Here is a 24,229-nt window from a genome sequence, read left to right as displayed (position 1 = left end):
CGGTGAGCGGGGCGGCAGCGGGGTGGCAGCGGGGTGGGAGCGGGGGCGGCGGCAGCGGGCCGCCCCCGCTCCCACCGACTGCCGCTGCCGCCCTCCGCGGCGCCTGCCGTTCCGGCCCGGTGCCAGGCCCGTTGCCTGTCCCGGCACAATGAGGGGTTGCCTGGCCCGGCACAATGGGGGAGTGACCGAGCCCATCCCCGTGAGCCGTGCCGTCGACCACGGGACCGCCAAGCTGATGCCCGACGTCGACCGCGAGCGCGCGTGGCTGCTGACGGTGGACGGGGCGCCGCAGTCGTACGTCGACCTGGACGCGCCCGCTCACCTGGAGTTCGAGTACACGCGCAGGATCGGGCACGTACTGGACACGGTGGCCGAGGAGGGCCGGCCGCTGGACGTGCTGCATCTGGGCGGCGGCGCGTTCACGCTGCCCCGCTACGTGGCGGCGACCCGGCCGGGCTCGCGCCAGGACGTCGTCGAGGCCGACCGGGGGCTGCTGGAACTGGTCGCGGAATGCCTTCCGCTGCCCGCGGGATCGGGCATCACGCTGCACGCGGCCGACGCCCGCGCCTGGCTGGAGAGTGCCCCGGCGGACTCGGCGGACGTGCTGGTCGCGGACGTCTTCGGCGGCTCCCGTGTCCCGGCGCACCTCACCTCTCTCGGCTGCGCGCGGGCGGCGGAGCGGGTGCTGCGGCCGGGCGGCGTCCACGTCGTCAACCTCGCCGACGCCGCGCCGTTCGCGTTCCTGCGCTCCCAGCTCGCCACGCTCGCCGAGGTGTTCGAGGAGACGGTGCTGATCGCCGAGCCCGCGGTGCTGCGGGGCCGCCGCTTCGGCAACGCGGTGCTCGCCGCCGCGCACCGCCCGCTCGACACGGCCGCCCTGGCCCGGCGCACCGCCTCGGACACCTTCCCCGCCCGGGTCGAACACGGCGCCGCGCTGCGGAAGTTCGCGGGCGCCGCCCGCCCGGTGCGCGACGAGGACGCCGTGGCGTCCCCCGAGCCCCCGGGCGGGGCCTTCGGCATCGGCTGACGGGCCCGGCGGCCGCGGCGGTCCTGGCGGCGGCGGCCCTGCCGTGGCGGTCCTGGCGGCGGCGGCCCTGCCGTGGCGGTCCTGGCGGCGGCGGCCCTGGTGGCCGTGGCGGTCCCGGCGGGTTCTCAGCCGCCGGTGGGTGTTCCGTGCAGGCGGACCGTGGCGAGGACCTTCATGACGGTCGCCTCGGGCACCTCGTCCTTGACGCCCTTGACCCCGTAGAAGTTCCAGGACACGAAGTCGCCGTTGGAGTTCTTGAAGCCGAAGGTGAGCGCCTTCCCGTCGGTCGCGCACTTGCCCTTCATCGGCGTCTTCGTCGACTGCGCCCAGGCGATGCTGCCCTGGATGCCCGAGGTGGTCTTGAAGGGCTTGGCCTTCTTGTCGAACGTGAGGCTCTTCTTGTCGGGCTGGGTGAAGCCGCCGTAGACCCACCAGGGCACCGTGTTCACGGCGACCTCGTCGGTGTTCTTCGCGCCGTCGGCGCCCTTGACGCCCGCCGTGGCCAGGGACGTGTCCTCGGTGCGCCCGTCCTTGTCGTCGTCGGACGTGCACCACTTGGACTTGTCCTGGGCGACTCCGGACATGACCGCGAGCAGCTTGCCGGTCTTGTGGTCCTCGAACCCGACGCCGACACCGGGGGCCTTGACCTCCCAGTCGGCGGGCACGTCGAAGGCGACGCCCCACTTCGGGTTGACGACCACCTTCCAGCCCGCGACCTGCGGCTTCTCCGTCTCGTTGCCCCGGGGGTTGTCCTCCGTCGGGTCGACGGTGGGATCGTTCTGCGTGGCGGAGGAGGCCGGGGCGGAGACCGAGGGGCTCGCCTTCTGGTCGGTGGACCCGCCGTCCGCCTTGTCGTCCTTCTTGCCCCCGAGGACCAGGAACCCGGTCACACCGGCGGCCACCACGACGGCCGCCGCCGCGACGATGGCGACGACCTTCGTCCGGTTCCCGCCACCGCCGCCGCTCCCGCTGCCACCGCCGACCGGCGGCTGCGGCGGCATCGGAGCGCCCCACTGCGGCTGCTGCACAGGAGGCGGCGGCTGCTGCGCATAGGGGTTGGGCTGCTGATAGCCCGGCTGCTGATACGGATTCGGCTGCTGGTACCCCGGCTGCTGGTACGGGTTGCTCTGCGGGTCCTGCGGGTTCTGCTCGCCCCCGGGCGGCTGCTGTCCTGGCCACATGGGCAGTAACCCTAGGGCGCCGGGGACACGATTCGGTCACCGGCCCTTGTCAGGGACGTACCAGAAAGCGGACGGCGGGGCGGCTCCCGCTCTGGTCAGAGTGCGCTACTCGTGAGTAACCTTCTGGCCATGAGCGCAGATCAGATGTCCATCGGCGAACTGCTCGCCGCCACGGTGCCGATGGTTCGCACCCTGAACCTCGAGTACCTGGAGACCACTCCGGAGCGGGCCGTCCTCGCCCTGCCGGACCAGGAGGAGTACCGCAACCACGTCGGCGGGCCGCACGCCGGGGCGATGTTCACCCTCGGCGAGTCGGCCAGCGGCGCCATCGTCCTCGCCGCCTTCGGCGACCAGCTCTCCCGCGCGGTGCCGCTGCCGGTGGACGCGCGGATCGCCTTCAAGAAGATCGCCCTCGGGCCGGTGAAGGCCACCGCGACCCTCGGCCGCCCCATCGCCGAGGTCGTCGCCGAACTCGACGAGGGCAAGCGCCCCGAGTTCCCGGTGGCCGTCGAGATCCAGCGCGAGGACGGCGCCGTGACCACGGAGATGACCGTGGTCTGGACCCTCCGCCCCAACAGCTGACCGTCGGCGCGGCCCCGGCCGCCGGCGGCGAGAGCGCCGTCGCCGGCCGGAGCGGCGCCGCCTGCGGACGCCCGCCCCGGCGGGCGGTGCCACGCCCGGCGGCCGGGGCGCTCGCGCGCGGAAGCCGGAAGCGCCGGCCGACCCGGTACGCTTCTGAGGGGCGCGCTTTCGGGGGGCGCCTCTCGGGAACGCACGTGACGCGAGACGCGCGTGACACGAAACGGGGAGGATCCGGCGGTGCACGTCCAGGATTGGCTCGACACGGTGCCTGCGGCCGCCGTCTACGCCGTGGTGGCGCTGGTCATCGGCCTGGAGAGCCTGGGCATTCCGCTGCCCGGCGAGATCGTCCTGGTCTCCGCCGCGCTGCTGTCCTCGCAGAACTCGGGCATCAACCCCATCGTGCTCGGCGCGTGCGCCACCGCGGGCGCGGTCGTGGGCGACTCCATCGGCTACGCCATCGGCCGCAATGGCGGCAGACCGCTGCTCGCCTGGCTCGGGAGGAAGTTCCCGAGGCACTTCAGCGAGGGCCATGTCGCCACCGCCGAACGCTCCTTCCAGAAGTGGGGCATGTGGGCCGTGTTCTTCGGCCGCTTCGTCGCCCTGCTGCGCATCTTCGCCGGCCCGCTCGCCGGTGTGCTGCACATGCCGTACTGGAAGTTCCTGATCGCCAACGTGCTCGGCGGCATCTGCTGGGCGGGCGGCACGACGGCCGTCATCTACTACGTCGGTGTCGTCGCCGAGTCCTGGCTGAAGAAGTTCTCCTGGCTCGGCCTGGTGGCGGCCGTGCTCATCGGCCTCGTCTCCTTCCTGGTGGTCAAGCGCAAGGCCAAGAAGGCGCAGACCGCCCACCAGGAGAGCGAGACGGCGGAGCCGGTCGCCGCGGGCGAGTAGCACCGTCCCGCCCTTCCGCTCCCTCCCCGCCTCCGGGGTCCCGGGGCTCTAGCCCTCGGCGCCGCCCGCCGGTTCCCGCCGTGCGTGGGCGTCGCGGTGCGTGTGGGCGTCGCGGTGCGCCTTCGCCAGCTCCGCGTACATCGTGCCGTTGAGCGTGATCCCCTGGCGCTCCTCCTCCGTCAGCTCCCGCCTCACCTTGGCGGGCACGCCCGCGACCAGCGAGCCCGGCGGCACGCGCATGCCCTGCGGCACCAGCGCCTGCGCGGCGACCAGCGACCCGGCGCCGATGACCGCCCCGTTCAGCACCGTCGCGCCCATCCCGATCAGGCAGTCGTCCTCGACCGTCGCACCGTGCACCACCGCGTTGTGCCCGACGGAGACGCGCGCGCCGACGCTCACCGGGAAGGTCGGGTCGGCGTGCAGGGTGCAGTTGTCCTGCACATTGCTGTCCGCGCCGACCGCGATCCGCTCCACGTCGCCGCGCAGCACCGCGCCGTACCAGACACTCGCCCCCGCGCCGAGCACCACCTCACCGATCACCGACGCCGAAGGCGCCACGAACGCCTCCGCGTCCACCTGCGGCTCCCGGCCGCCGATGCCCATGACCAGCGCCTCGCGCGTCATCCTCGTCCCGCCTTCCGCTGCCGTCCGCGGCCTCCTCGGGGCCGGGTACCCGGGCACCGTACGTCATCCGGTGGGGTGAAGATCACAGGTGTCCGGCCGCGTGCGGGCGATGGGGCCTGAGTACGGTGAGCGGGTGCCTCAGCGCAAGAACACGTTCTCGTCATGGTCGTCGTGGTCATCGTGGTCGTCTCGGTCTTCGTTCCGGCCGCGCCGGATCGCGCAGCGCGCCGTCCACGCGGGCTGGGCCTGGGTGCAGCGCACGGGTTCCGTCACCGCGGAGCACCCCGGTCGGCTCCGCTTCGGTGCGATGGGAACAGGTACCAGACTGGCCTTCCCGCTCGGCACGGTCTTCGGCGAGCCCTGGATCCACCTCGGCGCCCACTGCATCGTCGGCGAACAGGTCACGCTGACGGCCGGCCTGATGCCCGACCTCGACCTGGGCCCGGAGCCGATCCTGCGCATCGGCGACGGCGTCGTCCTCGGCCGCGGCAGCCATGTCATCGCCGACACCACGGTCACCATCGGCAGCGACTGCTACTTCGGCCCCTACGTCTACGTCACCTCCACGAACCACTCCTACGACGACCCGCACCAGCCCATCGGCAAGCAGTGGCCGCGGATGGAGCCGGTGGAGATCGGCCCGGGATGCTGGATCGGCACCGGCGCCGTCGTCCTGCCGGGCGCCCGGATCGGCCGGAACGTGGTGGTCGCGGCCGGGGCGGTGGTCCGTGGCGAGGTGCCCGACCACGCGGTCGTGGCCGGAGCGCCCGCCCGGGTCGTACGCCGCTGGACGCCCGCCGGGGGCTGGCAGCCGCCGCTGCGGACCCCGGCACCCGTGCCGATACCGGACGGCGTCACTCCGGAGCAACTGCTGGCGCTGGCGTCCCTGGCGGAGGACACCGCGGCCGGTCCGCTCGCCGGGCTGGACGCGGAGAGCTGACCGGCGGAGCGCCGGCCGGGCATCGGAGGGGGAGCGGCCGCGACGGCGGAGGGCGGCCGACCGGACGGCCGACGGGCCGGGGAGTGCTGTCGCGGCGGCCTCGCAGTACAGTTCGGCGGACGAGCGGGTGCACTCCACCGTAGTTCGGTGCGGTAAACCCTGGCATTCATCATATTGGACGGAATGTGTCGGACCTCGAACTGCTGACCCAGTCCCTGGCGCGCAACGTCAGACGCTGGCGCGGCGAGCGCGGCTTCACCCTGGAAGCCCTCGCCGCCCGCGCGGGCGTCAGCCGCGGCATGCTCATCCAGATCGAGCAGGCCCGCACCAACCCCAGCCTCGGCACCGTCGTCAAGATCGCTGACGCGATCGGGGTCAGCATCACCACCCTGCTCGACTACGAGCGGGGCCCCAAGGTCCGGATCGTCCCCGCCGACCAGGCGGTCCGTCTCTGGCACACCGAGGCGGGCAGCTACAACCGGCTGCTCGCCGGCGCCGAGGCGCCCGGCCCGCTGGAGATGTGGGAGTGGCGGCTGATGCCGGGGGAGTCCAGCGCCTCCGATCCGCATCCCGGCGGCACCGTCGAAATGGTCCATGTCACGGCGGGCGAACTGACGCTCACCGTGGACGGCACGGAGTACCGGGTGCCCGCGGGCGCGAGCGCCTCGTTCGAGGCGGGCGCCCCGCACGCGTACGCCAACACCGGTGCCGTTCCCATGGAGTTGGTGATGGTGGTGTCCGTACCGCCGCCCGCCCACTGAGACGTCCGGCGGACCGTGCCGGGCCCTTGCTAGCGTGCCGCCATGCGTGCACCCATCGGAGACTTCGACCACGCCGTCCCCGCCCCCGACTGCCTCGACGAACTGATCGGCCCCGTCGCCGACGCCGTGCGCCACTGGCGCGGCAGCGTCCCCGCCGACCAGATCGTCCACGTCGACACCGACCCGCAGTGGGCCGACACCGCCGCCTTCGTCGAGCACTACGGACGCGAGCTGCTCGAACAGTCGGCGAACTGCGTGGTGGTCGCGGGCAAACGCGGCGGCACCTCGCGGCTGGCCGCCTGCGTGGTCCTCTCCACCACCCGCGTCGACGTCAACGGCGTGGTGCGCCGTCAGCTCGACGCGCGCAAGGCGTCCTTCGCGCCGATGGACGTCGCCACCGGCGAGACCGGCATGGAGTACGGCGGCATCACCCCGCTCGGCCTGCCCGAGGACTGGCCCGTCCTGGTCGACTCGGCCGTCGTCGACCTGCCGTACGTCCTGGTCGGCAGCGGCCGGCGGCGCGGCAAGCTCCTGGTGCCGGGCAAGGCGTTCACGGAGATCCCGGGGGCCGTGGTCCTGGACGGCCTGGGCGTCTGAGCGGCGGAGCCGGAGACGGGGTGGTGCCGGGCTCAGGGGCCCGGCGCCGATCCGCGCACGGTCCTAGCGCGCCTGCTCCAGGCGCGGGATCTCGATCGCCGGGCAGCGGTCCATGACCATCTCAAGACCCGCGACCCGGGTGCGCGCGTACGCGGCCTCGTCGACGACGCCGAGCTGGAACCACACCGCCCGCGCGCCCTCGGCGACCGCCTCGTCGGCGACCTGTCCGGCCAGCCGGCTGTTGACGAACACATCGACGACGTCCACGGCGAAGGGAATGTCCGCCAGCCGGGCGTAGCCCTGCTCGCCGTGCACGGTCTCCGCCGCCGGGTGCACGGGGACCACCCGCTTGCCGAACCGCCGCAGCACCTCGGCGACGCCGTACGCGGCCCGGTCCCGGTTGTTCGACAGGCCCACGACGGCCCAGGTGTCACCGAGCCCGGTCAGGATCCTGCGCACCGTCTCCGCATCGCCGTACACCACTGTTCTCCTCACACCTCGGGAAAGGGCCGCTCCCGCCTCGGGGAGGGCGCCACGGACGCGGCAACGCCGCGGCCGGGCCGCGGATTCCCCGGCCGGGTTCCGCCACACCGTCCGCAATGTGGGCCACATGCCTGCGCCCGGCCCCTCGGACCCTTACGCTCGGCCCGTGCTGCGCATCACCGACGCCCGAACCGGCGAGCCCGTCGACGCCGCCCCGGCCCGCCGCGGCCTGACCCGTATCGAGGCGCACGCGTCCGGCTTCGACGCCACCGGCCTGCGCGTGCTCCTCGTCGCCGACCTGCTCGTCCGCGCTCTGGAACTGGGCGGGACACCGGTGTGGGCCCTGCTGACCGGTGACCGGGAGCAGGCGGAGCTGCGGGCGGGCGCCGCGGCCCTCGGCATCCACCCCTTCGAGGACAGCAGGGGCCTGGGCGCCGCCCTCGGCGAGGCACAAGTGGTGCATGTGGCCCGCGAGGACGACGACGGCGCGACCGGCGGCGTACGGCTGGCCGTCGCCCCCGTGGACGCGGCGCTCCCCGTCACACCCGCCCCCGACGGCGACCCCGCCGCCTGGCGCCTGGCGCTCCTCGCCCAGCCCCGCACCCGGCGCGTACGCCTGGACGCGGACACGCTGGACGAGGCCGGCGCGACCCTCGCGCGCTGGCGCGGCGCCGTCGCGGACTGGGCCCGCCGGCCCTCGCGGCCGATCCCCGACGACGTACGCGCCGAGCTGCGCGCCGCCTGGGAGGACGACCTCGACATCCCGGCGGCGCTCGGCGTGCTGGAGCGGGCCGCGTCCCGCCCCGACCTGCCCGACGGCGCCCGCTTCGAGACGTACGCCTACGCCGACCGGCTGCTCGGCCTCGACCTCGCCCTCGCCGTGGGGCGCGGCGCGTGATCGTCCGCCCGGCCGCCGGACCGCTGCGCCGTCTGGCGGTGCTGCGGCACGCCAAGTCGGCCCGGCCCGAGGGCGTCGCCGACCACGAGCGCCCGCTCGCCGTCCGGGGCCGCCGGGACGCGCCGGCCGCCGGGCGCGCGCTCGCCGAGGCCGACACGCTGCCGGACCTCGCCCTGTGCTCCACCGCCCTGCGCGCCCGCAGGACCTGGGAGCTGGCCGCCGCCCAGTGGGGCACCCCGCCGCCCGTGCGGTACGAACCGAGGCTCTACGCGGCGGACGCGCCCCGCCTCCTGGAGGTGGTGCGCGAGGTGCCGCCCCACGTCGAGACGCTGCTCCTGGTGGGGCACAACCCGGGCCTGGAGGACCTGGTCCGCGACCTCGCCGGGGACGGGCTCGACGACACGCTCGACCGGCTCCGGGTGAAGTTCCCGACGTCCGCGATCGCCGTACTGTCCTGGCGCGGCGCGGGCTGGCCCGCGCTCACCCCCGGAGCGGCCCTGCTGACCGCCCTGCTGGTGCCTCGCGGCCCGCGGTCCTAGCCTCGGCAGCGCTCCGCCCCGTGGCCGGGGGCGGGCGGCGTCCGCATAGGCTGGCCGGATGCAGGACGAGTACCGCACAGTCGCCCGAGCCGGCGTCCACGAGACCGAGATCAACCGCTCGCGCTTCCTGTGCGCGCTCGCCCCGGCCGCCGACGAGCGGGAGGCGCAGGAGTTCGTCGCCGCGGTCCGCAGGGAGCACGCCGACGCCACGCACAACTGCTGGGCCTATGTGATCGGGGCCGACGCCGGCACCCAGCGGGCCAGCGACGACGGCGAACCGGGCGGCACCGCGGGCGTGCCCATGCTCCAGATGCTGCTGCGCCGGGACATGCGGTACGTCGTCGCCGTGGTCACCCGCTACTACGGGGGCGTGAAGCTCGGCGCGGGCGGTCTCATCCGGGCCTACGGCGGCGCGGTGGGGGAGGCGCTGGACACCCTGGGCACCGTGACGCGCCGCCGCTTCCGGCTGGCCACGGTCACCGTCGACCACCAGCGGGCCGGCAAGGTGCAGAACGACCTGCGGGCCACCGGGCGCGCGGTGCGCGACGTGCGCTACGGCGAGGCCGTCACCATCGAGATCGGCCTGCCGGACGCCGACGTGGACGCGTTCCGGTCCTGGCTGGCGGACGCCACGGCCGGGACCGCCGGGTTCGAACTGGGCGGCGAGGCCTACGGCGACGCGTGAAAGCTCACGCGACACAACGGTCATGTGATGACAAAGGGGGGAGAACGGCACCGGGCGTGGTGGGTCGATACGGGCATGAGCACCCGTGCTGTCGGACCCGGCGGCTAGTCTTCGGGGATCATGAGGTTCCTGCACACTTCCGACTGGCACCTGGGCCGGGCGTTCCACCGTGTGAACATGCTCGAAGCGCAGGCCGTCTTCGTCGGCCACCTCGTGGCGACCGTGCGTGAGCGCGAGGTCGACGCGGTGGTCGTGTCGGGAGACGTCTACGACCGCGCGGTGCCGCCGCTGGCCGCCGTCGAGCTGTTCGACGACGTCCTGCACCGCCTCGCCGCCCTCGGCGTGCCCACCGTGATGATCAGCGGCAACCACGACTCCGCCCGCAGGCTCGGTATGGGCGCCGGACTGATCGGCCGCGCGGGCATCCACCTGCGCACCGAGCCCGCCGCCTGCGGCACCCCCGTGGTGCTGCGGGACGCCCACGGCGACATCGCCTTCTACGGGCTGCCGTATCTGGAACCCGCCCTGGTCAAGGACGAGTTCGGCGTCGCGAGGCCGAGCCACGAGGCCGTCCTCGCCGCCGCCATGGAGCGGGTGCGCGCCGACCTCGCGGGCCGTGCGCCCGGCACCCGCTCCGTCGTCCTCGCACACGCCTTCGTCACCGGCGGCGAGGCCAGCGACAGCGAACGGGACATCACCGTGGGCGGCGTCGCCGCCGTCCCCGCGGGCGTCTTCGACGGCGTCGACTACGCGGCCCTGGGGCACCTGCACGGCAGCCAGACCATCACCGAGCGGGTGCGCTACTCCGGCTCGCCGCTGCCGTACTCCTTCTCGGAGGCGGCGCACCGCAAGAGCATGTGGCTCGTCGACCTGGACGCGGCCGGGACCGTCACCGCCGAGCGCGTCGACTGCCCCGTCCCCCGCCCGCTGGCCCGGATCCGGGGGCCGCTGGAGGACCTGCTCGCCGACCCGGGCCTCACCCGCCACGAGGACTCCTGGGTCGAGGCCACCCTGACCGACACCGTCCGCCCGGCCGACCCGATGGCCCGCCTCGCCGCGCGCTTCCCGCACACCCTCAGCCTGGTCTTCGCCCCCGAGCGGGCCCCCGACGAACCGGACGTGTCCTACGCCCGCCGCCTCGCGGGCCGCAGCGACGAGCAGATCGCGCGGGACTTCGTCGCCCACGTGCGCGGAGCGGGACCCGACGCGCACGAACAGGCGGTGCTGCGCGACGCGTTCGACGCGGTGCGCGCCGACGACGCCGGACGCGAACGCGAGGCGGCACGGTGAGCCCCCGCCGCGCCCCGAGGTGCCCCGGCGGACCGGAGGGGGCCCGATGAGGCTGCACCGGCTCGACATCACCGCCTTCGGCCCCTTCGGCGGCACCCAGAGCGTCGACTTCGACGCCCTGTCCGCCGCCGGGCTGTTCCTGCTGCACGGCCCCACCGGCGCCGGCAAGACCTCCGTCCTGGACGCCGTCTGCTACGCGCTGTACGGATCCGTGCCCGGAGCCCGGCAGAGCGCCCAGGGCGCCACCCTGCGCAGCGACCACGCGGCCGCAGGCACCCGCACCCAGGTCACCCTGGACGTCACCGTCGCCGGGCGGCGCCTGGAGATCACCCGCCTGCCGCCCTGGGAGCGCCCCAAGAAGCGCGGCACCGGCACCACCGTGGACAAGGCGCAGACCTGGCTGCGCGAGTACGACGCGACGGCGGGCGCCTGGAAGGACCTCAGCCGCTCCCACCAGGAGATCGGCGAGGAGATCACCCAGCTGCTCGGCATGAGCCGCGAGCAGTTCTGCCAGGTCGTGCTGCTGCCGCAGGGCGAGTTCGCGCGGTTCCTGCGCGCCGACGCCGAGGCCCGCGGCAAGCTGCTCGGCCGCCTGTTCGACACCCAGCGGTTCGCCGACGTGGAACGGCGCCTCGCCGACCGCAGGCGCGCCACCGAGGCCCAGGTCCGCGAGGGCGACGCCGCGCTGCTCGCGGACGCGCACCGCATGCAGCAGGCGGCCGGCGACGCCATGGAACTGCCCGCCCTGGCACCCGGCGACCCCGGCCTGGCCGAGGCCGTCCTGACCGCCGCGGCCGTCGCCCGCAGCACCGCCCGGGAGCAGTTGACCGTCGCCCACTGCCGGCTCACGGCCGCCGAGACCGCGCGCGCCGCCGCCGCGCGCGCCCTGGACGACGTACGCGAACGGGCCCGGCTGCAACGCAGGTTCGCCGAGGCGCGGCAGCGCGCCGAACGGCTCGGCGAGCGGGCCGGTGTCCACCGCGCGGCGCAGGAGCGGATGGCGCGGGGACGCAAGGCGGAGACCGTGGCGCCCGCCCTGGCGCTGCGCGAGGCGGCCGACGCCGAACACCGCCGGGCGACCGCCGCCGACGCACGCGCGCGTGCCCTGCTGCCCGAGGACAGCGCGCAGGCCGGTCCGGCCGGGCTCGCCGCCGCCGCGCGCCGCGCCGCCGAGGAACTGGGCGGCCTGGAGTCGGCCCGCCGCGCCGAGCGCCGCCTGACCCACCTCGCCGCCGAACGCGCCGAGGTGGACCGCCAGGCCCGCGCCGACGAGGACCAGCTGCACGACGCCGAGGGCTGGCTCGCCGGCTGGGACACGGCCCGCGCCGCCCTCCAGGCCCGTATCGAGTCCGCGCAGGAGGCGGCCGGCCGGGCCGAACAGCTCGCCGTGCGCCGGGAGTCCACGCGGACCCGGCTGGAGGCCGCCCGCACCCGCGACCGGCTGACCGGGGAGGCCGCACAGGCGCAGCGGTCCGCCCTGGACTCCGCCGAGCGCGCCGTACGGTCCCGGGACCGCTGGCTCGACCTGAAGGAACAGCGGCTGAACGGCATCGCCGCCGAACTGGCCGCCGGGCTCACCGACGGCGCGCCCTGCGCCGTGTGCGGCGCCACCGAGCACCCCGCGCCCGCGCGCAAGGTGGCCGGGCACGTCGACCGGGCGGCCGAGGAGCGCGCCCAGACTGCCCACCAGGACGCCGAGGAACAGCGCGCGCGGGACGAGCGCAGCCTCGCCGCCGTACGCGAGGCGCTGGCCGCCGCCACCGCCGAGGCGGGTGACGCGCCCGCCGCCCAGCTCGCCGGGGAGGCCGCCGAGCTGGAGCGGCTGTTCACGCGTGCGCGGGGCGAGGCGTCCGCGCTGCACGCCGCGCAGGTGGAGCTGCGCACGGCCGAGGAGGAGCACGCCCGGCGCCTGGCCGTGCTGCGGCAGGCCGAGGTCCGCGCCGCCGCCCGGCAGACCCGCAGGGAGAACCTGGACCGCGAACGCACCGCCCTCGAAGCGGAACTGGCCGAGGCCCGGGGCGGCGCGGGCAGCGTCGCCGCCCGCGCCGCCGAACTGGAGCGGCACGCCGCCCGCCTCGCCGACGCCGCCGACGCGGCGCGCGCCGCCGAGGAGAGCGCCGAACGCCTCAAGGACGCCGACGGGCGGCTCGCCGAGGCCGCCTTCCGGGCGGGCTTCGAGACCCCGCGTGCCGCGTCCGACGCCCTCCTCGACGACGCCGCCCACCGCGACCTCCAGCACCGCCTGGACGCCTGGCACGCCGAGGAGGCGGCCGTCCGCGCCATGCTCGCCGAGGCCGACACGGTGGCCGCCGCCGGACAGCCCGCCGCCGACGTCCCCGCGGCGGAGGCCACCGCGGAGACGGCCGGGCGGCGGCTGCGCGAGGCCGCCTCCGCGCGGGACGCGGCGGCCCGCCGCTGCGCCGAACTCGACCGGCTCTCCGCACGGGCGGCCACCGGCGTACGCCGGCTCGCCCCGCTGCGCACGCAGTACGACCGGGTGGCCCGGCTCGCCGCGCTCACGGCGGGCACCTCCGCCGACAACGAACGCCGGATGCGGCTGGAGTCCTACGTCCTCGCCGCCCGCCTGGAACAGGTGGCCGCCGCCGCCACCGCGCGGCTGGGGCGCATGTCCTCCGGCCGCTACACCCTGGTCCACTCCGACGACCGGGCCGGACGCGGGCGCAGCGGCCTCGGGCTGCACGTCGTGGACGCCTGGACCGGCCGCGAGCGGGACACGGCCACCCTGTCCGGCGGCGAGACGTTCTTCGCGTCCCTCGCCCTCGCCCTCGGCCTCGCCGACGTCGTCACCGACGAGGCGGGCGGGGTCCGGCTGGACACCCTCTTCATCGACGAGGGCTTCGGCAGCCTGGACGACCAGACCCTCGACGAGGTCCTCGACGTCCTCGACTCCCTGCGCGAACGCGACCGCAGCGTCGGCATCGTCAGCCATGTCGCGGACCTGCGCCGTCGCGTCCACGCGCAACTGGAGGTCGTCAAGGGGCGGTCGGGGTCGTCCGTGCGGCAGACCGGCCTCGCCTGAGCCTGCCCGGCTCAGCGGCTCAGCGGCCCAGCGGGCGGCGCGGCAGCGGCGAGGAGTACACGACGCTCGTCGTCACCGAGCCCAGGGCGCCGATGCGGCCGGTGGTCTCCTCCAGGTGGCGCATGGAGCGGGCGGTGACCTTGATGACGAAGCAGTCGTCGCCGGTCACATGGTGCGCCTCCAGGATCTCGGGGGTGGCGGCGACCAGGTCGTGGAAGGGCTTGTAGTTGCCGTGGGGGTAGCGCAGCCGGACGAAGGCGAGGATCGGCAGGCCCAGGCGTTCCGGGTCGACCACGGCCGCGTAGCCCTGGATGACGCCCGCCTCCTCCAGCCGCCGCACCCGCTCGGTGACGGCGCTCGGGGACATGGAGACGGCTCGGGCCAGTTCGGCGAAACTGGCCCGTCCGTCGCGCTGGAGGGCATCGAGGATGCGCCAGTCGGTGGCGTCCGGGGAAAACACGGTCATGAGGGGTGGATAGCAGGTGGATCCCCGGCAGATCAAGGGGAGCACCGGCGATCGCCACTTCAGGCGAGCGGTCCGCGGCCGTAGATTTCCGGTCGTCGGAATGATCTGCGGAAGGAACAGACGATGACCGTCACCACCGCCCACGGGGCGCCGGATCCCGTCCTGCGGGTGCCCCCGGCGCCCCCCGCCGAGGCCGCCGCGCACTTCCGGGCGAGCCTCGCCTTCCACGCCGACGTCTCGGACGTCGCCGCCGCGCTCGCGGCCGGCGCCGACCCGGGGTTCGTGGTGGTCGACTCCCGCTCCACCGAGTCCTGGGACCAGGGCCATGTCCCCGGCGCGGTCCACCTGCCCACGGCGCTGATCCCCGAGCAGGCCCCGGCGCTGCTCGACCCGGCCGTCCCGGTCGTCACCTACTGCTGGGGCCCCGGCTGCAACGGCGCGGCCCGCGCCGCCCTCGCCCTCGCCGAACTCGGCTACGCGGTCAAGGAGATGCTCGGCGGCTTCGAGTACTGGGTGCGCGAGGGCTTCGCCTACGAGACCTGGCAGGGCGGCGAGCGCCGGAACCCCGACCCGCTCACCGCGCCGGTGGCGGCGGACGACTGCGGCTGCTGAGCGGCGGCACGGGCACAGCGGGGGAGCAGGAGCGTGGGCGGGGGGTGGGGGCGGCCGGAGGAGTCCGGCCGCCCCCACCCCCTTCTTCTCTCCGCCTCAGAGACGGATCACAGCTGGGACAGCTCGTCCAGCAGGTCGTCCAGGCCCAGCGAGCCCTGCGAGAGCGCCGCCATGTGCCAGGACTTGGCGTCGAACGCGTCGCCGTGCCGCTTCCGGGCGTTCTCCCGGCCCAGCAGCCAGGCACGCTCGCCCAGCTTGTAGCCGATGGCCTGGCCGGGCATCGACAGATAGCGGATCAGCTCGCTCGCCACGAAGTCCCGCGGACGGCTGCTGTGCGCGCCGAAGAACTCCAGGGCCAGCTCAGGCGTCCAGCGCTCGCCCGGGTGGAACGGCGAGTCCGCCGGGATCTCCAGCTCCAGGTGCATGCCGATGTCGATGATGACGCGGACGGCGCGCATCATCTGCGCGTCCAGGTAGCCGAGCCGCCGCTCCGGGTCGGTGAGGAAACCGAGTTCGTCCATCAGGCGCTCCGCGTACAGCGCCCAGCCCTCGGCGTTGGCGCTGACGATGCCCACGGTCGCCTGGTAGCGCGAGAGGCTGTCCGCCACGTGCGCCCACTGCGCGAGCTGGAGGTGGTGGCCCGGCACACCCTCGTGGTACCAGGTCGAGACCAGGTCGTAGACCGGGAAGCGGGTCTGCCCCATGGTGGGCAGCCAGGTCCGGCCCGGCCGGGAGAAGTCGGCGGACGGAGCGGTGTAGTAGGGGGCGGCGGCACCGCCGGGCGGCGCGATGCGGGACTCCACCCGCCGTACCCGCTCGGCGAGTTCGAAGTGGGTGCCGTCGAGCGCCTCGATCGCCTCGTCCATCAGGCCCTGGAGCCAGTCGCGGACCTCGTCGACGCCCTCGATGTGCGTGCCGTGCTCGTCCAGGTGCGCGAGCGCCGCCCACGGGGTCTCGGCGCCCGGCAGGACCTTCTCCGCCTCCTTCTTCATCTCGCCGAGCAGCCGGTGGAACTCCGACCAGCCGTACGCGTAGGCCTCGTCCAGATTCAGGTCCGTGCCGTTGTAGTAGCGGGAGAAACGCGCGTAGCGTTCGCGGCCGACCGTGTTCGGCGTGCCCTCGATGGCCGGCGCGTAGACGTCCCGCATCCAGTCCCGCAGCGCGACGACGGAGGCGGTGGCCGCCCGCGCGGCCTCGTCCAGCTCGCCGCGCAGGGAGTCGGGGCCGGCGGCGGCGAAGTCCTCGAACCAGCCGCGGCCCGAGCCGTCCGTGTCCGACCACTCGGTGAGCTGGCCGATGAAGGTCTGCGTCGGCCGCGGCGCCGCGTACAGCTTGCGTTCGAGACCCAGGCCCAGGGACTCGCGGTAGCCCTCCAGCGCGGCCGGGACCGCGCGCAGCCGCTCGGCGACCGCCGCCCAGTCCTCGTCGGTGTCGGTGGGGGTGATGGTGAACGCCTCGCGCACCGAGTGCACCGGGCTGTGGATGTTGCTCACCGCGCGCAGGCCCTCGTCGGCCTCGTGCACCGCGATCTCCGCGGTCAGCCGCTCGCGCAGCAGGCGCGCGCACCGGCGCTCGGCCTCGCTGTCCGCGCCGGGGCGGAGCGCCGCCTCGGCCAGCCGCGCCAGCGTGGTGCGCGCCAGCTCCGCGACCGCCTCCTGACCCGCGGGCGAGGTGTCGGGCAGCTTGCCCGAACTCTCCTTCACGCCGAGGTACGTACCGGTGATCGGGTCGAGGGCGATGAGTTCGTCGACGTAGGCGTCGGCGACCTGACGGGGCAGCGGGCTCTTGGTGTCTGACATGCGGCCCATCCTCGTACGAGGACGTGGTCCGCGTCAGCCCGGTTGCCCGCGCGAGCGGCCCGGAACCGCCGGTTACCGGTCCGATTTCGCTCAGAGCGTCGCGGGTCGCTCGCCCGGCGGCAGCAGCGGCCCGCAGTCCCACTGCTGGAAGATCAACCGGGTCTCCACCCGGGCCACCTCGCGCCGGGCCGTGAACTCGTCCAGCACCAGACGCTGAAGATCCGCCATGTCCGCCACCGCCACATGCACCAGGTAGTCGTCGGGCCCGGTCAGATGGAACACCGTCAGCGACTCCGGCAGCGCTCTGATCCGGTCGACGAAGGGCCCCACCAGCTCCCGGCGATGCGGCCTGACCTGCACCGACAGCAGTGCCTGGAGACCACGGCCCAGCTTGGCGGGGTCCAGCCGCAGCTGGTGGCCGAGGATCACGCCCGAGCGGCGCAGCCGGGTCACGCGGTCGAGACAGGTCGACGGAGCGACCCCGATCCGCGCGGCGAGATCGCGGTAGGTGGTCCGGGCGTCGTTCTGCAGCAGTCGCAGCAGATGGAGATCCACCGGATCCAGTACGACTGAGGCGGCCATGTGCCGAACGTAACACGGCCTTTCGCCCGGCGACCCCGGCCCCTGTTCACTCTTCCGTCATGGACACGCCCATGGACTCCGCGCGCACGTCCGCGTACGACGACCCGCCTCCCGCACCCCGCGCCCTGGCCACCGAGGCCGTGCACGCCGGCTGCGAGGACCTCGCCCGGCAGGGACTGCACGCCCCGCCGATCGACCTGTCCACCACCTACCCCTCCTACGACAGCCGGGCCGAGGCCGCCCGCATCGACGCCTTCGCCGCCGACGGCGCCGAGTTCGAGGGGCCGCCCGTCTACGGGCGCCTCGGCAACCCGACCGTGTCCCGCTTCGAGACCGCCCTCGCCCGGCTGGAGGGCACCGAGGCCGCGGTCGCCTTCGCCAGCGGGATGGCCGCGCTCAGTGCGGTCCTGCTCACCCGGTCCGCCCTGGGCCTGCGGCACGTCGTGGCGGTACGCCCCCTGTACGGCTGCAGCGACCATCTGCTGACCGCCGGACTCCTCGGCTCCGAGGTGACCTGGACCGACCCGGCGGGCATCGCCGACGCGCTGCGCCCGGACACCGGCCTGGTGATGGTGGAGTCCCCGGCCAACCCGACGCTGGCCGAGGTGGACCTGCGGGCCGTCGCCCACGCCTGCGGCTCCGTACCGCTGCTCGCCGACAACACCTTCGCCACCCCCGTGCTCCAGCGCCCGGCCGGGCAGGGCGCCCGGCTGGTGCTGCACAGCGCCACCAAGTACCTGGGCGGGCACGGCGATGTGATGGCCGGTGTCGTCGCCTGCGACGAGGAACTCGCCGGGCGCCTGCGCCAGGTGCGCTTCGCCACCGGCGGTGTCCTGCACCCGCTCGCCGGCTACCTGCTGCTGCGCGGCCTGTCCACGCTGCCCGTGCGGGTACGCGCCGCCTCGGCCACGGCCGCCGAACTGGCCGCCCGGCTGGCGGCCGACCCCCGGATCGCCCGTGTGCGCTACCCGCGCATCGGCGGCGCGATGGTCGCCTTCGAGGTGCACGGCGACCCGCACGAGGTCATCGGCCGGGTGCGGCTGATCACGCCCGCCGTGAGTCTGGGCAGCGTGGACACGCTGATCCAGCACCCCGCCTCCATCAGCCATCGCATCGTGGACGCCGAGGACCGGCGCGGCGCCGGGGTCAGCGACCGCCTGCTGCGGATGTCGGTCGGCCTGGAGGACGTCGACGACCTGTGGGCCGACCTGGACGCCGCCCTGGGGGACCGGCAGCCGCAGGACCGGGACCGCCGGGAGGCGCAAGGGCTGCATCCGGCGGTGAACTGAGCACCTCCGTCCGGAGGAGCGCCCTCTCCGAGGGTCCCGCTGGGGGCTTCGGAGAGGGCGGCCGCCGATCGGGAGCGGGTGGTGCTCGGTGGGCTGTGGTGGACCGTGGGAGCGGCGGCACGCGGGTGGGGCGCGCGGGGGAGCGTGTGCGCCGGGCCGCGGACCGGGAGCGTGTGCGTCGGGCCGCGGACCGGCGCCGCTCGTCCGTGGTCAGCGGTGCAGGCCGTCCGTGGTCAGCCGCGTGAGCGGCCCGGCCCGTCGTACTCCTCGCGGCGGCTGTCGTACGCCGCCGGGCGGCCGGAGACCGCTCCCGCGTCCAGCCGGGCCGTGATCACCAAGGTGCCCTCCTCGATCTGGTAGTCCAGCGGCAGGCCGAGACCCCGCATGGCGCTGATCATGCCGGTGTTCGCCGCCTGCGTGACGGCGTACACGCTCGCGCAGCCCGCCTCGACGGCCAGGGCCACGAGCCGGCCCAGCAGTTCGGCGCCGACACCGCGCCGCTGCCAGTCGTCCTCGACGAGCAGGGCCACCTCCGTCTCGTCGCCGTCCCAGAGCAGATGACCGAGGCCGATGATCCGGCCGGACGCGGTCTGCGCGGCGAGGGTCCGGCCGAAGCGCGGGCTGAGAAGGTGGTTCAGATAGCGGTCGGCGTCCTTCACCGGTCCGTGGTACCGCAGGCCGAGGGTGCGCGCCGAGCAGCGCTCGTGCATCCGCCGGGCCGCCGCGAGGTCGTCGGTGTCGGCACGGCGCACGGTGATCGCCTCGCCCTCGGGCAGCGTCAGCACGTCCTGGCCGCGCGGCACCCGCGGACCGAGCCGCGTGTCCAGCTCCACCAGCGCGCGGGCCCGCGCGAACTCCGTGGGCGTGAACGGCAGATACGGCCGCTCCACGGTGATGACCCCGCCCTCGGGCGCCCGCAGCCTCAGCACCGTGTCCTCCAGTACGCCCTCGGCCGGCACCTCCCCGTCGGCGCCCGCGCCGCCCGCCGGGCGCCCCGGCAGCGAACGGATGGTGCACCTGCCCAGCAACTGGCGCAGCGCCAGCGGGAGTTCCGCGGTGTCCAGCGCGGTGCGGGCCGCCAGGCCGAGGACCCGCGTCGGCGCGTCCACCAGGTCGTGGGCGTCGGCCCGCTCGATCCAGGTGTCCGTGCCACCGGCCGACCGCGCCGACCGGGTCAGCTCCGACGCCTCGGTGCCGCCCGGGGCGCGCAGCAGGAACTCGTCCACCGTGCCCTCCGCGAGCGGATGCGTCTGGAGGCTGAGGATGTCGACGCCCCGTTCGGCCAGGGCCGCGCAGAGCACGGCCAGCGACCCCGGTTCGTCCCGCACCGTCGTCCGCATCCGCCACAGCGTGCTCGCCGCCGCGGCGCGGTCCCCGGCCGCCGGTGCGGACCCGGGCGCGGACCCGGCCTGCCGTCCCCCGGCGGCGTGCGGCCGGGCGCCGGTATCCTCCGGCGGGGGAGGCGCGTGACCGTGGCGCCGTGCCCACCAGGTGTGGAAGCCCGCCGTCGCGAGCAGCACCAGCGCCGAGGCGACCAGCAGGGCGGGCCCGTCCGGGCCGTGCCCGATCAGGTTCGCCACCGCGTCGGCCACCGCGACGGCCGTGAACAGCGCCGCCAGTTCGACCATGTCCCGACGCCAGTGGTGCACCGGACGCCCGTGCCGCGTGATCCGTGTCACATCAGACATTTCTCTTCTCATGCCGTCACTGTGGAGGAGCCGTGTTGCGTGATCACGAACGCTCTGTGACTTACTGGTAAAGCGCGGTTCTGTGCTTTTTGCCGCCTTTCGTGTCGGTCGGTGCTCTTCGGTGGGCTTCCTTCAGCCGATGACTGATGGGAGGTGTGCCGCTCCCGGACGGGAGCCGTGGCGCGTCAGGCGGCCAGCCCCGCCGTCAGCGCGCCGCGCAGCCGGCGGGCCTCCATGACCACCCGGGACGAGCCGCGCCGCTCCGCCGCCCCGGCCAGGTGGGGCAGCTCACCGCGCGCCCCCGACCGTTCGGCGCACTCGGCGGCGACCGCCAGCAGTTCCCCGAGCCCGCGCACCGGCGCGGCCGGACCGTCGGTGGCGAGATCGGCGAGCAGCACGGGCAGGGTGTGCCCCAGCAGGTTCCACACGGTGGTGTGCGCTCCGGTGGCGGCGGCCGTCCGCAGCGAGTCCACGAGCCGGAGCGGCTTCACGGCGCCGCGCCGTATCAGCTGCCCCAGGTCCGCACCGAGCCGGGGCGCGTCCAGTTGCCCGCGCGCCGCCAGCACCAGCAGCGCGTCGACGGCGGCGAGCCGGTCCTCCGGATGCCGCGCCCCCAGCCCGTACGCCACGGCGAGATGCGTCGTCTCGCCCGCCTCCCCGCCGGACTCGGCCAGCAGCGGCAGCACATGGGACATGCCCCGTACGTCGTGCAGGGCGAGGTGGGACAGGTCGCGCAGCATCCGCACCGCCACCAGCTCACGCCGCTCGGGCAGCACGGCCGGCCACTGCGCCTTCAGCGAGTCGTACCAGTGGTAGCAGTCGCGCCCCTCCTGGGACGCGCTCACCGGCCTGCCCAGCGCCCGGAAGGCGGGCGGGAAGTCCTGCTGGAGTTCGCGCAGTTCACCGAACTCGGTCAGGATCGCCGGACCCGACGTGGTCCGCCGGACCACCGGCAGCTCGGGGCGCTCCTCGGCCAGCCAGCGGGCGAGCCGGGCCCCCTCCGCCGTGCCCAGGGCCGCCGCCCGCCGGGCCGCCGTCTCGGCCGCCGCGCGGTCCTCGCGCCGCACCCGCAGCAGGGCCTGCGCGAAGTCGGCCGCCGCCACCCGCGCCCCCAGCCGCCCGTACTCCTCCAGGCGCGTCACCAGTTCGCCGGGCTCCAGCAGGCCCGTGTTCCAGGTGGGCGTCGCGAGCAGGAAGGGCAGCGGCCGAGTCCGTATCCGGTACGCCACTTCCCACACCCGGCTGTCGAAGGCGTGCGACAGCGCGCCGTGCCCGCAGAGGTGCCTGGGCACCTCGGCCTGCGTGGCGCGGTGGAGCCTGGTGACGCTCACCTTCTCGTGCAGGGCGACCAGCAGCAGGTCGAGGGCGTCCGACGTGCCCACCAGGCCCCGGTAGTGCCGGTGGAAGCGGCTCTCCACGCGCACGGCGGCGTGCTCCTCGGTCTCCGCCCACCAGCGGCGGGCGACCACCGGCTCCAGTGCCTCCCGCAGCGCCGCCGCACCGCGGAACGCGTGGCGCACCAGCCCGTCCAGGGTCCGCTCGAACGTGGCGCTGTCGCTCTCCGCCGCCAGGGCGGCCCCCACCTCCTCGGCCAGCTCGGCGGGCGAGGACGGGGCCGGAGCGAGCCGCGCCGGGCCCGGCACCGGCGGCAGGATCTCCTCGTGCACCAGCGCGGACGCGTCCAGCGGCGCCGCGCCCAGGGAACCGGTCGCGCGGGCGCGCAGCGCGGGCCCGAGCTGCCCGGCCGCCGCCACGACGGACGCCCGCGCCTCGGTGGACCGCAGCTTTTTCAGATGCCGCTCCACGAGCTTGAGCGCCCGCTCCTGCACATCCGCGTCCTCGTGCCCGAAGGCCTCGGCGACGGTGGGCAGCAGCGCGTCGGCGGCGCCGGCGTCCCGGCCGAGCACCTTGCCCAGCAGCACCAGCTGCGTCCGCACCAGCTTGCGCTCCGGACGGAACAGGACCGCGGCGGACAACTGCGCCAGCGCGCGGTGGGGCAGTTCGCCGTCCAGGGCCAGGGCGCCGAGCTGCGCCTGTGCGTGGGCGGCCACCGGGGACGCCGCGTCGGAGGCCATCGCCACCCAGTCGGCCACCCGTGCCCGCTCCTCCTCGCGGGTCAGGCCGAGCGCCTTCAGCACCCGCAGGAACGCCCGGTGGTCACCGGTGGAGCCGCCGCGCAGCAGCCGGGCCACACAGGCGTCGACCGTCTCCGCGCGATCGAGCCTGCCGTCCGCGGTGAGCAGGGCCAGCGCGCCGTGCCAGCTGTGCGGGCCCTCCTCCGAGCCCCAGCCGAGCACTCCGCCGATGTCGTCCGTCGCGAAGAGCGCCCGTACCAGCTCCCTCAGCTGCGGCTCGCCGCGCAGCCGGTCCGCCAGATGGCCACCGCGCTGCCACAGCCCGGCCATGTGCTGCGCCCAGCCCCGCACATAGGCGTCGGTCGTCGGCACCGGGCAGCCGGCCAGCCGCACCAGTCCGGCCATCAGCTCGAACCGCACCCCCGAGGAGGCGGGCCGCTGGGCGAGCCGGTGCACCACGTCGGCCAGCCAGGCCGGGTCCCGGTCGCCCAGCAGATGGAGGAAGACCGCGGGGGCGGCACCCGGCCAGCGCATGTCGGCGGCCGCGATCCAGGTCGCCACGCCCGCCGCCCCGGTCTGGCAGGCCGCGCCCGCCGCGTGCAGCGCCGGGTAGGCGCGGCGGGACTCCGCGCCCCACCGCGCGGCCCGCAGCTCCTTGCGCAACTCCTTCAGCGCGGGGAACTCCGCCCGCCGCTCGGCGTCGGTCATCCCGTCGAGCAGGGCGACCGTCTCGGCCGTCCGTCCGGCCCGTACCGCGTCCATCAGTCCGCTCATCGCGCACCCCCGTCGACCGCCGCGCCGCCGCGCGTCCCGTTCTGTGTCCCACCGGTACGGCCGCGCCGCACCATGCTCACCGCGAGCGCGTGCTTGCACGGTCCGCGTCCGCCCCGGTACTTCGCCCACCACAGACAACTGCAACTGAGCGCCCCGTCCTCGCCGCGCACCCGGTGGGTGTGCCCGTCCTCGGCCGTGACCGTCGCCAGGGCGCCGTCCAGCGCCACCGCGCCCGCGTCGGCCAGTGCCCGTGCGGCCCGCAGCCGCGGGTTGTGCCGCTCGGCGCGCCCGGCGTCGTAGGGCAGCTCCCGGTGGAAGTACGCGGCCTCGGCGGTGTCGTAGCCGACGCGGCCCGAGGTGCCGAGCCGCACCAGCGCGGCGCGCACGCGCTCCGGGGTCAGCCCGGAGGAGGCGGCCAGGTCGGCGATGTCGACGCGGGGCTCCCAGGCCAGCAGCACCGAGATCAGCTCGGCGTCCTCGGCGGCCTCCTCACCGGCCAGCGCCTCCAGGACACCGCCCTCGCCGGAGAAGCCGCGCGAGGCGTCCGGGGACAGCGTCAGCGTCAGCCGCATACCGGGCAGGACGGCCTCCCAGGCGCTGGCCGCCGCGGCGTCGCCGCCCACCGCCGGGCCGTAGATGCGCAGGGCCGTCGCATGGCGCAGCACCCGCTGGAGCGAGGCCAGCCGCTCCGGCCCCGGCAGGCACACCGCGCCGGGCACCGGCCGTGTCGTGGGCCGCAGCGTGCGCCCCGCGGGCACCACCCAGCGCGGGCCGCCGCCGCGGCTGCCGCGCGGCAGCGACCGCAGGAAGCGCACCGCCTCGGCCGCGGTCAGCTCGGCCCGCAGATCGAAGGCGGACGCTATGACCTGGGCCTCGGCGAAGCCCCGCAGCCACCGGTCGGGCAGCGGGACCTTCTTCTCCACCACCGGCCCGTCCAGCGTGGTCACGGCCAGCTCCTCCGGGCCGACCCGCAGATGCAGCGGATCGTCCGCGCCGATGCGGGACAGCGCCTCGCGCAGCGGGTTGTTGACGTCGACATTGGTCGTGCCGTGCCCGACGTCGCCGCCGTCGAGACCGGAGCGCAGGACGTCCAGGCGCGCGTACACCCCGCAGCAGCCGGAGAAGGACTCGAAGCGCAGCCGGTCGCCGTTGCCCGTCACCACCGGATCGAGGGAGGCGCGCAACTGCGGCTGGTAGTAGCGCGCGGCGGCCACGTCCGCCACCGCCAGCAGCCCCGCCGCCGCCGTCTGCGGCCGCGTCAGGAAGCCCGCGAAGAAGCGCGGATGGTCCTCGGCGCCCGCCGGGGTGGAGCCCTGGGAGGTCTCCAGCCCCAGACGTCGGCCGCCGTCGGCGGACTCCAGCACAGAGGGTCGCCGGTAGGTCACGTTCTGCAAAGATCGCGTCAT

General features: G+C 75.2%; 22 protein-coding genes. 13 read left to right on the top strand and 9 right to left on the bottom strand.

Annotated elements, in window-relative coordinates; translation table 11 throughout:
• The first annotated feature begins 181 nt into the window (after positions 1-181).
• Positions 182-1,027: a spermidine synthase gene (locus R4Z62_RS04470; protein WP_064531507.1), complete on the top strand. Its 846-nt coding sequence runs from the start codon at positions 182-184 to the stop codon at positions 1,025-1,027.
• Positions 1,028-1,152: 125 nt separating this feature from the next.
• Here the strand turns inward: R4Z62_RS04470 and R4Z62_RS04465 are convergent, their stop codons facing one another.
• Positions 1,153-2,208 carry a DUF8017 domain-containing protein gene (locus tag R4Z62_RS04465; RefSeq protein WP_355483752.1) on the bottom strand — a complete coding sequence of 352 codons (1,056 nt, stop codon included), beginning with the start codon at positions 2,206-2,208 and terminating at the stop codon, positions 1,153-1,155.
• Positions 2,209-2,352: 144 nt separating this feature from the next.
• Between R4Z62_RS04465 and R4Z62_RS04460 the strand changes: the two genes are divergently transcribed.
• Positions 2,353-2,790, top strand: a complete 438-nt coding sequence (locus R4Z62_RS04460; protein WP_018571151.1) for a DUF4442 domain-containing protein — start codon at positions 2,353-2,355, stop codon at positions 2,788-2,790.
• A 237-nt stretch (positions 2,791-3,027) separates the two neighbouring features.
• Positions 3,028-3,681 (top strand): DedA family protein, encoded by a 654-nt coding sequence (locus R4Z62_RS04455; RefSeq protein ID WP_491519181.1) that lies wholly within the window; start codon positions 3,028-3,030, stop codon positions 3,679-3,681.
• Positions 3,682-3,729: 48 nt separating this feature from the next.
• Here R4Z62_RS04455 and R4Z62_RS04450 read toward each other — a convergent pair whose 3' ends face one another.
• Positions 3,730-4,305 carry a gamma carbonic anhydrase family protein gene (locus tag R4Z62_RS04450; RefSeq protein WP_064531504.1) on the bottom strand — a complete coding sequence of 192 codons (576 nt, stop codon included), beginning with the start codon at positions 4,303-4,305 and terminating at the stop codon, positions 3,730-3,732.
• 133 nt (positions 4,306-4,438) lie between these two features.
• Here R4Z62_RS04450 and R4Z62_RS04445 point away from each other — a divergent pair, with 133 nt between their 5' ends.
• The 3 genes from R4Z62_RS04445 (at position 4,439) to R4Z62_RS04435 (ending at position 6,603) form a co-directional block, all read left to right on the top strand.
• Positions 4,439-5,245 carry an acyltransferase gene (locus tag R4Z62_RS04445; protein ID WP_389601590.1) on the top strand — a complete coding sequence of 269 codons (807 nt, stop codon included), beginning with the start codon at positions 4,439-4,441 and terminating at the stop codon, positions 5,243-5,245.
• 185 nt (positions 5,246-5,430) lie between these two features.
• Positions 5,431-6,006, top strand: a complete 576-nt coding sequence (locus R4Z62_RS04440) for a helix-turn-helix domain-containing protein (protein WP_382850418.1) — start codon at positions 5,431-5,433, stop codon at positions 6,004-6,006.
• A 42-nt stretch (positions 6,007-6,048) separates the two neighbouring features.
• Positions 6,049-6,603 (top strand): YbaK/EbsC family protein, encoded by a 555-nt coding sequence (locus tag R4Z62_RS04435; RefSeq protein ID WP_382850421.1) that lies wholly within the window; start codon positions 6,049-6,051, stop codon positions 6,601-6,603.
• 63 nt (positions 6,604-6,666) lie between these two features.
• On the opposite strand, the gene R4Z62_RS04430 is transcribed toward R4Z62_RS04435, so the two are convergent.
• Positions 6,667-7,083: a CoA-binding protein gene (locus R4Z62_RS04430; protein WP_491519180.1), complete on the bottom strand. Its 417-nt coding sequence runs from the start codon at positions 7,081-7,083 to the stop codon at positions 6,667-6,669.
• 169 nt (positions 7,084-7,252) lie between these two features.
• Here R4Z62_RS04430 and R4Z62_RS04425 point away from each other — a divergent pair, with 169 nt between their 5' ends.
• The 5 genes from R4Z62_RS04425 to R4Z62_RS04405 all read left to right on the top strand — a co-directional run bounded on the left by R4Z62_RS04425 (position 7,253) and on the right by R4Z62_RS04405 (position 13,538).
• Entirely contained in the window at positions 7,253-7,984 is a 732-nt protein-coding gene (locus tag R4Z62_RS04425; protein WP_382850427.1) for a hypothetical protein, read from the top strand.
• Positions 7,981-8,523, top strand: a complete 543-nt coding sequence (locus R4Z62_RS04420; RefSeq protein WP_491519179.1) for a SixA phosphatase family protein — start codon at positions 7,981-7,983, stop codon at positions 8,521-8,523. Before R4Z62_RS04425 ends, R4Z62_RS04420 begins: the two co-directional genes overlap by 4 nt.
• 58 nt (positions 8,524-8,581) lie before the next feature.
• Complete coding sequence (locus R4Z62_RS04415) at positions 8,582-9,208, top strand: YigZ family protein (RefSeq protein WP_491519178.1); 627 nt, start codon at positions 8,582-8,584, stop codon at positions 9,206-9,208.
• Between the two features lie 120 nt (positions 9,209-9,328).
• Positions 9,329-10,498 carry an exonuclease SbcCD subunit D gene (locus R4Z62_RS04410; RefSeq protein ID WP_491519177.1) on the top strand — a complete coding sequence of 390 codons (1,170 nt, stop codon included), beginning with the start codon at positions 9,329-9,331 and terminating at the stop codon, positions 10,496-10,498.
• Positions 10,499-10,544: 46 nt separating this feature from the next.
• The gene (locus tag R4Z62_RS04405) at positions 10,545-13,538 is read left to right on the top strand and encodes an AAA family ATPase (RefSeq protein WP_491519176.1); all 2,994 of its coding nucleotides are present in this window, start codon (positions 10,545-10,547) and stop codon (positions 13,536-13,538) included.
• A 19-nt stretch (positions 13,539-13,557) separates the two neighbouring features.
• Here the strand turns inward: R4Z62_RS04405 and R4Z62_RS04400 are convergent, their stop codons facing one another.
• Positions 13,558-14,004 (bottom strand): Lrp/AsnC family transcriptional regulator, encoded by a 447-nt coding sequence (locus tag R4Z62_RS04400; RefSeq protein WP_064531495.1) that lies wholly within the window; start codon positions 14,002-14,004, stop codon positions 13,558-13,560.
• A gap of 123 nt (positions 14,005-14,127) precedes the next feature.
• On the opposite strand from R4Z62_RS04400, the gene R4Z62_RS04395 reads away from it, so the two are divergent.
• A complete protein-coding gene (locus R4Z62_RS04395) occupies positions 14,128-14,616 on the top strand; it encodes a rhodanese-like domain-containing protein (protein ID WP_491519175.1) in 489 nt (162 codons plus the stop codon).
• A 107-nt stretch (positions 14,617-14,723) separates the two neighbouring features.
• Here the strand turns inward: R4Z62_RS04395 and R4Z62_RS04390 are convergent, their stop codons facing one another.
• A complete protein-coding gene (locus R4Z62_RS04390; protein WP_491519174.1) occupies positions 14,724-16,415 on the bottom strand; it encodes a DUF885 domain-containing protein in 1,692 nt (563 codons plus the stop codon).
• Between the two features lie 90 nt (positions 16,416-16,505).
• Complete coding sequence (locus R4Z62_RS04385; protein ID WP_018571136.1) at positions 16,506-16,997, bottom strand: Lrp/AsnC family transcriptional regulator; 492 nt, start codon at positions 16,995-16,997, stop codon at positions 16,506-16,508.
• Positions 16,998-17,068: 71 nt separating this feature from the next.
• On the opposite strand from R4Z62_RS04385, the gene R4Z62_RS04380 reads away from it, so the two are divergent.
• Complete coding sequence (locus R4Z62_RS04380) at positions 17,069-18,286, top strand: trans-sulfuration enzyme family protein (RefSeq protein ID WP_491521839.1); 1,218 nt, start codon at positions 17,069-17,071, stop codon at positions 18,284-18,286.
• A gap of 233 nt (positions 18,287-18,519) precedes the next feature.
• Here the strand turns inward: R4Z62_RS04380 and R4Z62_RS04375 are convergent, their stop codons facing one another.
• The 3 genes from R4Z62_RS04375 to R4Z62_RS04365 form a co-directional block, all read right to left on the bottom strand.
• The gene (locus tag R4Z62_RS04375) at positions 18,520-19,974 is read right to left on the bottom strand and encodes a GNAT family N-acetyltransferase (protein WP_389601580.1); all 1,455 of its coding nucleotides are present in this window, start codon (positions 19,972-19,974) and stop codon (positions 18,520-18,522) included.
• Positions 19,975-20,159: 185 nt separating this feature from the next.
• Entirely contained in the window at positions 20,160-22,823 is a 2,664-nt protein-coding gene (locus tag R4Z62_RS04370) for a DUF7824 domain-containing protein (RefSeq protein ID WP_491519173.1), read from the bottom strand.
• Positions 22,820-24,229 carry an SWIM zinc finger family protein gene (locus R4Z62_RS04365; RefSeq protein WP_064531490.1) on the bottom strand — a complete coding sequence of 470 codons (1,410 nt, stop codon included), beginning with the start codon at positions 24,227-24,229 and terminating at the stop codon, positions 22,820-22,822. The genes R4Z62_RS04370 and R4Z62_RS04365 overlap by 4 nt, the downstream gene beginning before the upstream one ends.

The sequence above is a fragment of the Streptomyces sp. PL-25 genome, from assembly GCF_058344915.1.
Note: the sequence above shows the minus strand (reverse complement) of the source record. Positions and strands in the feature narration are given on the sequence as shown.

What these genes read in the sequence shown, in the direction of transcription:
- R4Z62_RS04465 (WP_355483752.1), bottom strand. Translation starts at nt 2,208, where the DNA reads ATGTGGCCAGGACAGCAGCCGCCCGGGGGCGAGCAGAACCCGCAGGAC.
- R4Z62_RS04460 (WP_018571151.1), top strand. Translation starts at nt 2,353, where the DNA reads ATGTCCATCGGCGAACTGCTCGCCGCCACGGTGCCGATGGTTCGCACC.
- R4Z62_RS04450 (WP_064531504.1), bottom strand. Translation starts at nt 4,305, where the DNA reads ATGACGCGCGAGGCGCTGGTCATGGGCATCGGCGGCCGGGAGCCGCAG.
- R4Z62_RS04435 (WP_382850421.1), top strand. Translation starts at nt 6,049, where the DNA reads ATGCGTGCACCCATCGGAGACTTCGACCACGCCGTCCCCGCCCCCGAC.
- R4Z62_RS04415 (WP_491519178.1), top strand. Translation starts at nt 8,582, where the DNA reads ATGCAGGACGAGTACCGCACAGTCGCCCGAGCCGGCGTCCACGAGACC.
- R4Z62_RS04410 (WP_491519177.1), top strand. Translation starts at nt 9,329, where the DNA reads ATGAGGTTCCTGCACACTTCCGACTGGCACCTGGGCCGGGCGTTCCAC.
- R4Z62_RS04405 (WP_491519176.1), top strand. Translation starts at nt 10,545, where the DNA reads ATGAGGCTGCACCGGCTCGACATCACCGCCTTCGGCCCCTTCGGCGGC.
- R4Z62_RS04400 (WP_064531495.1), bottom strand. Translation starts at nt 14,004, where the DNA reads ATGACCGTGTTTTCCCCGGACGCCACCGACTGGCGCATCCTCGATGCC.
- R4Z62_RS04395 (WP_491519175.1), top strand. Translation starts at nt 14,128, where the DNA reads ATGACCGTCACCACCGCCCACGGGGCGCCGGATCCCGTCCTGCGGGTG.
- R4Z62_RS04390 (WP_491519174.1), bottom strand. Translation starts at nt 16,415, where the DNA reads ATGTCAGACACCAAGAGCCCGCTGCCCCGTCAGGTCGCCGACGCCTAC.
- R4Z62_RS04385 (WP_018571136.1), bottom strand. Translation starts at nt 16,997, where the DNA reads ATGGCCGCCTCAGTCGTACTGGATCCGGTGGATCTCCATCTGCTGCGA.
- R4Z62_RS04380 (WP_491521839.1), top strand. Translation starts at nt 17,069, where the DNA reads ATGGACTCCGCGCGCACGTCCGCGTACGACGACCCGCCTCCCGCACCC.
- R4Z62_RS04375 (WP_389601580.1), bottom strand. Translation starts at nt 19,974, where the DNA reads ATGTCTGATGTGACACGGATCACGCGGCACGGGCGTCCGGTGCACCAC.
- R4Z62_RS04370 (WP_491519173.1), bottom strand. Translation starts at nt 22,823, where the DNA reads ATGAGCGGACTGATGGACGCGGTACGGGCCGGACGGACGGCCGAGACG.
- R4Z62_RS04365 (WP_064531490.1), bottom strand. Translation starts at nt 24,229, where the DNA reads ATGACGCGATCTTTGCAGAACGTGACCTACCGGCGACCCTCTGTGCTG.